At 37.0% G+C, this 2312-nt stretch carries 1 protein-coding gene and 2 pseudogenes; 2 read left to right on the top strand and 1 reads right to left on the bottom strand.

The window, feature by feature from the left end; genetic code table 11:
- Positions 1 to 180: 180 nt before the first annotated feature.
- Positions 181 to 696, top strand: a pseudogene (locus CBG25_RS11315) (3-deoxy-7-phosphoheptulonate synthase); the annotation flags it as partial.
- 14 nt (positions 697 to 710) lie between these two features.
- Positions 711 to 1832 (top strand): bifunctional chorismate mutase/prephenate dehydrogenase, encoded by a 1122-nt coding sequence (gene tyrA, locus CBG25_RS11310; protein ID WP_290606710.1) that lies wholly within the window; start codon positions 711 to 713, stop codon positions 1830 to 1832.
- Between the two features lie 268 nt (positions 1833 to 2100).
- On the opposite strand, the pseudogene CBG25_RS11305 reads toward tyrA, so the two are convergent.
- Positions 2101 to 2312: pseudogene (locus CBG25_RS11305) on the bottom strand (hypothetical protein); the annotation flags it as partial.

The raw sequence follows: 2312 nt of genomic DNA, 5'->3' as shown, positions 1-2312 counted from the left end.
TACAGGTTTCGATCTTGACCAGCGGGTCACCCAACTTGTCGATCGTCTGTTGGTGATACTGGTTTGCAAAGAGGTCATTCTTAATGGCGCTGCGTTTCTTCATGGTGGTTAGCTCAGTAGACCAGCTTCCGATAACTTTATCAGCAAAATCAAACTCGGCTTAGGTTTTTCGAGGTGCCCGGTAATTTAGTTACAGCAATTAATGCAATGAAAGCTGCTGCAATGCCACATCGGTTTATGGGTATCAATCAATCAGGTCAGGTTTGTTTATTACAAACGCAAGGTAACCCTGATGGTCATATCATTTTAAGAGGAGGGGAAAAGCCAAATTACAGTGCACAAGATATTGCAAATTGTGAAATGCAGATGCGCAATGCCAATTTATCACCCTCTTTAATGATTGATTGTAGCCATGGTAATTCCCAAAAAGATTTTCGCCGTCAACCACAGGTTGTTGAATCTATTATTGAACAAATTATAAATGGTAATCGGTCAATTACCGGTATGATGCTGGAAAGCCATATTAATGAAGGAAGTCAATCTTCAGAGCAATTACGTTCTAAAATGAAATATGGTGTTTCTGTCACTGATGCTTGTATTAGTTGGGAAACAACAGAGGCAGTATTAAGAAAATTACATACTAAAATTCGTTCAGTACTTAAAGAGCGTATTAAGACCCTAGAAAAAGCAAGTTAATTCAAGGTAAATTGATGTCAGCAGAATTATTACAATTACGTCAACAAATTGATGAAATCGATAAATCATTACTAGCTTTATTAGCAAAAAGAATGCAATTAGTGACGGCAGTTGGTGAAGTAAAAAGCCAACAAGGGTTACCTATCTATGTGCCAGAGCGTGAGGCTTCAATGTTGGAGGCGCGTCGCAAAGAAGCGGAAAAAATAGGTATTGCTCCTGATCTGATTGAAGATATCTTACGTCGCATTATGCGAGAATCTTACCTGCATGAAAATAACCAAGGATTTAAAAAATTAAATACTGATCTAGGGCCGATTATCATTGTAGGCGGCCAAGGTCGGATGGGAAAATTATTTGGTCGCTTATTTAGACTCTCGGGCTATGAAGTTCATAGTTTGAGCGAACAAGATTGGGATAGAGCTGATGAATTATTGGCTAATCCGGCGGTAGTAATGATTAGTGTTCCCATCCACTCAACGCTAGAAGTTATCCATAAATTGCCGAAATTGTCTGAAGATACTTTATTGATGGATATATCTTCTATTAAGCAGCAACCGCTTGAAGCTATGTTATCAGTGCATAATGGGCCTGTTGTTGGTTTACATCCCATGTTTGGCTCAGATGTAAATAGTATTGCTAAACAGGTTATTATTTATTGTGAAGGGAGAAATCCACAAGCATACCAATGGTTATTAGAACAATTGACTGTTTGGGGAGCCAGATTACATAAAATTAATGCTGTAGAACATGATAAATGTATGGGATTTATCCAGGCACTTCGTCATTTTACTACTTTTGCTTATGGACAATATTTATCAGAACAAAAAGTCGATCTGCAACAATTGTTAACCCTTTCATCGCCTATTTATCGATTAGAGTTAGCAATGGTTGGACGTCTGTTTGCTCAGGATCCACAACTTTATGCAGATATTATTATGGCATCTGATCAAAACATTGATTTAATTGCTAAATATTACCAAAGTTTTGGTCATTCTGTTGCATTGCTTAAAGAGAAAGATAAGGAAGAGTTTATTTCTCAATTTGAGAGAATTAGCCAATGGTTTGGTCAAGATGCTAAACGGTTCATGCAAGAAAGTAATACATTATTACAACAAGCTAATGATATTAGCCGTTAATTTACTGTTATTAATACTTTTTGAAAACCGGTTATACAACCGGTTTTTTAGTTAGCAACACCGGTAGATACTAAATTATCAGCTGGGTAGCAGCCTAAAATTTTTATTGAGCGTGTCATTGCAGTTAACTTTTCTAAAGCATGTTGCATATCTAATGAGCGTAAGTTTGCCTGTACATCAATAAACTAGTTGCTGAATAGAGACTTGCATTTTTTGTCACGCTATTGAGAATAAAAAGAGGTTTAACTTACACGAGTTTCGCACAAAACTAATTTGGGTACGCTAATAAAACACGGATGTGCTCAGCAATAGCATTTTTGATTACGTCCCAATTTTGTTGATAAAGGGTTATTTTTTCAGATATACGACGTTTATGTTGTTCAAACCACGCAGAAATAGCGAGAAAAATATGATTTCTTTGCGCTCGGCTCGTGCGAGCCTGACAGCGTTCAATACCACAATTTTGTTTAACTTCTCGAT

This window comes from Arsenophonus sp. ENCA (genome assembly GCF_002287155.1).
Lineage (GTDB): Bacteria > Pseudomonadota > Gammaproteobacteria > Enterobacterales > Enterobacteriaceae > Arsenophonus > Arsenophonus nilaparvatae.
This window is presented reverse-complemented; position numbering and strand designations above follow the sequence as displayed.

Bases quoted from the DNA above. Each gene is read 5' to 3' on its own strand.
- tyrA (WP_290606710.1), top strand. From the start codon at position 711: ATGTCAGCAGAATTATTACAATTACGTCAACAAATTGATGAAATCGAT.